3 protein-coding genes and 1 pseudogene are annotated in these 4,405 nt (G+C 70.6%); 2 read left to right on the forward strand and 2 right to left on the reverse strand.

The window, feature by feature from the left end; translation table 11 throughout:
• Positions 1–470: 470 nt before the first annotated feature.
• Positions 471–1,115 (reverse strand): TetR/AcrR family transcriptional regulator, encoded by a 645-nt coding sequence (locus tag AB0J04_RS18985; protein WP_363169623.1) that lies wholly within the window; start codon positions 1,113–1,115, stop codon positions 471–473.
• A 147-nt stretch (positions 1,116–1,262) separates the two neighbouring features.
• Here AB0J04_RS18985 and AB0J04_RS18990 point away from each other — a divergent pair, with 147 nt between their 5' ends.
• Positions 1,263–2,237, forward strand: coding sequence for a Gfo/Idh/MocA family oxidoreductase (locus AB0J04_RS18990; protein WP_363169624.1), 975 nt, complete (start codon positions 1,263–1,265; stop codon positions 2,235–2,237).
• 177 nt (positions 2,238–2,414) lie between these two features.
• Here the strand turns inward: AB0J04_RS18990 and AB0J04_RS18995 are convergent.
• Positions 2,415–2,624: pseudogene (locus AB0J04_RS18995) on the reverse strand (ATP-binding protein); the annotation flags it as partial.
• Between the two features lie 422 nt (positions 2,625–3,046).
• Between AB0J04_RS18995 and AB0J04_RS19000 the strand changes: the two are divergent.
• A complete protein-coding gene (locus tag AB0J04_RS19000; protein WP_363169625.1) occupies positions 3,047–4,327 on the forward strand; it encodes an MFS transporter in 1,281 nt (426 codons plus the stop codon).
• Positions 4,328–4,405: the final 78 nt, after the last annotated feature.

Consider the following 4,405-nt stretch of genomic DNA (forward strand, 5'->3'; position numbering starts at 1 on the left):
CGCCGCGGTCCTCCCCGCGGGCCGCGGCGGACCGGTCAGGGTCGCCGGAAGTCGTGAATCAGCCAAAGCGAAGCTTCAGCTGATTCACAGGCAGTCCGGAAAGGCGCGTTCACGGAACCCGCCGGAGACGTACGAGGAGGTGGAACCTCCGACCGGCACGGCATCCGCGTCCCGCTCTGCCCCTCGGACGGGCAGGAAGGCGCGACCTCGCTGGTCATGCTCCCCGGCGTCATCGCCCACAGCAGCGGTACACCACACCAGCCGGGTGCCCGCACTCTCAGCCCTGCCGGGCCTGTCGTCCCTGAACGGCCCTTCCCGGGCGAGGACTTCACCGCCCCGTTCGCCTTGCCGCCGGAGTGGGGGCAGGCTGTCCGGGTACGGGAACGAGGCCTGCCGGGTGGGGGCCGCACCAGTCGACCGCTCGGCGTGCCGGGCCAGGACATCCAGCCGGACCGCTGCGTCTGTCTTGGTCAACGGCTTGTCGATGGAGGGTTCGGCGGAGCGAGGTCCGGGACGAACGAGCCGATGAAGGTGCGGAGCATGTGCTCGATCCCCACGGCGTCGCGGTCGAAGAGCCACTGCTCCTGGAGCCCACCGAGGAGGCCCAGTGTCATGGTGGCCAGGGTTTCCGGGGCGATCACCGAGCGCAGAGCGCCGCGCTGGGCGAGCGCCGTGTACGCGGCGGTGTAGAAGGCCCGCAGGCCGCGATAGCGCTCGACGTAGTACGGGTGTGCGGGATGGTCGGGCGCGGTGGCCTCGCCGGAGGTGACGCAGTACAACGCCAGGATGCCCGGCTGGCGTTCGAGCTCGGCGACAACGGCGAGCATACCCAGGAGCGCTTCGACGGGATGCCCCTGCGGGTCGAGCGCCTGGGCTGATTCCAGGAGCTGGACGCTCTGGTCGTCACGCAGTTCCATGACCGCGGCGAGCAGGTCCTCCTTGCGGGGAAAGTGGTGACGCAGACCGGTGTGACTGATGCCGGCACGCTGGGCGATGTCCTTCGTGGAGGCCCCGTAGAAGCCCGTCTCCCCGAAGACCTCCACGCAGACTTCGAGGATCCGCCGTCGCACCTGCGCCGACTTCGCATACGGACCGCGGGCGGGAGGTGCCGACATGAGCCCTCCTGTTCCACGGCGACGACCCGTACTCTACCGAGCCCAAACCAGCAACATTGTGCTGTTTTCGTGTTAGCGTGAGCCGCCGCCGGCCCGGCGCCGAGAGAGCCGCGCGCAGATTCCTGCGCATGACCGAGGGTGAACACCATGAGCAAGTACCGCTGGGGTGTCGTCGGACCGGGCGCGATAGCGGCCGGATTCGCGGAGGCGATGCGGCTGGCCGACGGCGGGGAGATCGTCGCGGTGGCTTCGCGGTCACGGGAGCGGGCCGAGGCGTTCGGAGACCGCTTCGGGATACCGGGCCGTTACGGCGACCATGCCGCCCTCGCGGCCGACCCCGACGTCGATGTCGTCTACGTGGCGACACCGCAATCCGAGCACGAGGCACACACCCTCGCCTGCCTACGGGCAGGCAAGCACGTGCTGTGCGAAAAGCCCTTCGCTCTGAACACCGCCCAGGCTCGCCGCATGGCGGCGGAGGCCCAGGCTCGCGGGCTGTTCCTGATGGAGGCGATCTGGAGCCGCTTTCTGCCCGCCTACCGGTCCCTCACGGAGATCATCGCCGCGGGACGCATCGGTGAACCTCTTCAGGTGAAGGCGGACTTCGGGTTCCACATGCCGGCGGATCCGGAGCACCGCCTCTTCCGGCCCGACCTCGGCGGTGGCGCACTGCTCGACCTGGGGATCTACCCGGTCCAGCTGTGCCACATGGTGCTCGGCACTCCCGAACATGTCATCGCGGACGGCGTCATCGGCGGGACCGGAGTCGACGAGCAGGTCGCGGCGGTCCTGCGGCACCCCGGTGATCGGCTCGGCGTGGTCACCACGGGCTTGCGGGCCAACACGGAGTGCACGGCCCGTATCTCCGGCGCTGCCGGCTGGATCGACCTCCCGGCGTTCATGCACTGCCCCCAGGCCCTCACGGTCACCACTCCCGCGGGAACGGAACACATCGACGCCTCCCACGAAGGCAACGGAATGCAGTTCGAGATCGACGAGGTGCACCGCTGCCTCGCCGAGGGGCTCACCGAGAGCCCGGTCATGCCGCTGGCCGACACCATCGCCATCGCCGAGACCCTGGACGCCATCGGCGCCCGGATCCGCTCTGCCGCAGCAGCGTAGACCGGTGGGCTGGCGGGCAACGACGACGGGCGGAGCTGCACCCGCCATCGTGATCGGTCGGCCGTGTTCCGGCCTGCCGGTCGATGCGTGGCCGGTCCGGTTCACGTGCCCGCGCCCAGCGACGAACGGCTGCGCCGTGCGCCACAGCAGCCACAGCAGCCGCACCCGAGCCTGCGGCTACTCGGACCCGGACGAGTCCAGGGCCGGTTCCGCCCAGATGGTCTTGCCCGTGCCGGAGTGGCGCGTGCCCCGACCGCGACTGACTTGCGCCACGAGCAGCAGACCTCGACCGCCCTCGTCGTAGGTACGGGCACGGCGCAGGTGGGGTGCGGTGCTGCTGGCGTCCGAGACCTCGCAGATGAGGTGGCGGCCACGGAGCAGGCGCAGTTAGTGTTTGAACTTTCAAACCTTGCGGTGAACTCCACGAAGAGGTTGACGGACGCCACCGTCGCCACCGTCCTGGCCCTGACCGCCGTAACCACGACGGCCAAGACCGACACCCACACGCACCACCGTGCGACAGTGGTCGAAGTGCCCCTGGCCACAGACCTGATGGCGGACCCGCTCCGGCGAACTGCTCCTTCGCGCCCCGGAGCGCGGGCATACCCCATCCAGGGCGTGGATGGGCCGGATAAGGGATTCGGATTGCGCGGAGGATGGCGGCAGGCCCCCGGACAGCTCGTAGTCGTCCCTACCCGCACGCCGCTGTCCGGATCAGCCGCCGGCGTACGGCCGTCCTCAGCATGCCGTGCGCCACCGGCGCCCGTGAATGGCATGCCCGCTCCCGTACACCGTCCCCTGGAGTCGCCATGCCCGGTTCCGTGCCCCCGTCCCCCGCGGCGGTGGTTGACGCCGCCCCGTCATCCGTCGCCGTCTCGGGTCCGGCCCATCTGCTGCGGTTGACGCTGCTGATGGCAGGCAGTTGTCTGCCGATCCTGGGGGCGGTACTGATCGCCCCGGTACTCCCGAAGATGCAGGATCACTTCGAGTCCGTCCCCGGCGCCAAGGCGCTGGTGCCCCTCGCGCTGACCGTTCCGGCGCTGGCACTGGCACTGCTGGCCCCGTTCGCCGGGGTGATCGTCGACCGCCTTGGCCGCAGGCGCCTGCTGATCGTGGCGACCGTCCTGTACGCCGTGTTCGGCACGGCGCCGCTGTGGCTGGACTCGCTGGGCGCGATCATCGCCAGCCGCGCCCTGGCCGGCGTCACCGAGGCCGCGATCATGACGTGCTGCACCACGCTGATCGGCGACTATTACTCCGGTCATCAGCGGGTGAAGTACCTCGCCCTGCAGACCATGTGCGCCTCCGCGTCGGCCACCGTCTTCTTCGTGGTCGGCGGCGCCGTCGGCGCGGCGGGCTGGCGGGTCCCCTTCTGGGTGTACGCCATAAGCCTGGCGCTCGCCCCGCTGATGGCCATCGCTCTGCCCGACCCGGCAGCCGGCGGAGCCGCCGACGACGCCCCGGCCCAGACCGAAACGACCGAGGCTCCGGCCCGCCGTCCGTTCCCATGGCGGCAGTTGGGGGGTATCTGTGTTCTCACCTTCTTCGGAGCGATGGTTTTCTACACGGTCCCGGTGGAGATGGCGTACCTGCTGGACGACCTCGGCGTGAAGAGCACCGGGGTGATCGGTCTGGCCACCGCGATCGCGAGTGCCGCCACCGTGGCCGGTGCGGTCACGTTCGCCCGGCTGAAGCGCTCGCCCGACCCGATGCTGCCGGCCGTTCTCGCACTCTGTGCGACCGGTTTCGGAGTGATGTTCCTCGGGGGCAGTGCCCCGCTGCTGGTCGTGGGAGCGGTGATCAACTGCCTGGGCACGGGCATGCTGCTGCCCGCCCTTCTCACCAGTGCCATGTCCCGCCTGGCGTTCGAGGACCGCGGCCGGGGCACGGGGCTGTGGACTGCGGCCTTCTTCGGCGGTGAGTTCGTCTGCCCGCTGGTGCTGCTCGCCCTGGAGTCGGCGGTCGGCAGCCTGGCGGGTGCGGTGGGTCTGCTGGGGCTGGCTGCCGCCGCCGTCGCGGCGGGGCTGTGGGCGGCCCGGCGCCGTGCGGGCACGGCGGATCCCCGGTCCCTTCCCGAGCAGTTGGCCTGAGGACGCGGAAGCCCGACGGGGCCGGAGAGTGCCGGACTACGGCGCCCCGGACCCGTCACGCGTGTCGGCCTCGCCGCC

Origin of the sequence: Streptomyces sp. NPDC050263 (assembly GCF_040655955.1) — a bacterium.
In the GTDB taxonomy this organism is placed as follows: Bacteria; Actinomycetota; Actinomycetes; order Streptomycetales; family Streptomycetaceae; genus Streptomyces.

Excerpts from the sequence above, each read along its gene's own strand:
- AB0J04_RS19000 (WP_363169625.1), top strand. The coding sequence starts at position 3,047 with ATGCCCGGTTCCGTGCCCCCGTCCCCCGCGGCGGTGGTTGACGCCGCC.
- AB0J04_RS18985 (WP_363169623.1), bottom strand. The coding sequence starts at position 1,115 with ATGTCGGCACCTCCCGCCCGCGGTCCGTATGCGAAGTCGGCGCAGGTG.
- AB0J04_RS18990 (WP_363169624.1), top strand. The coding sequence starts at position 1,263 with ATGAGCAAGTACCGCTGGGGTGTCGTCGGACCGGGCGCGATAGCGGCC.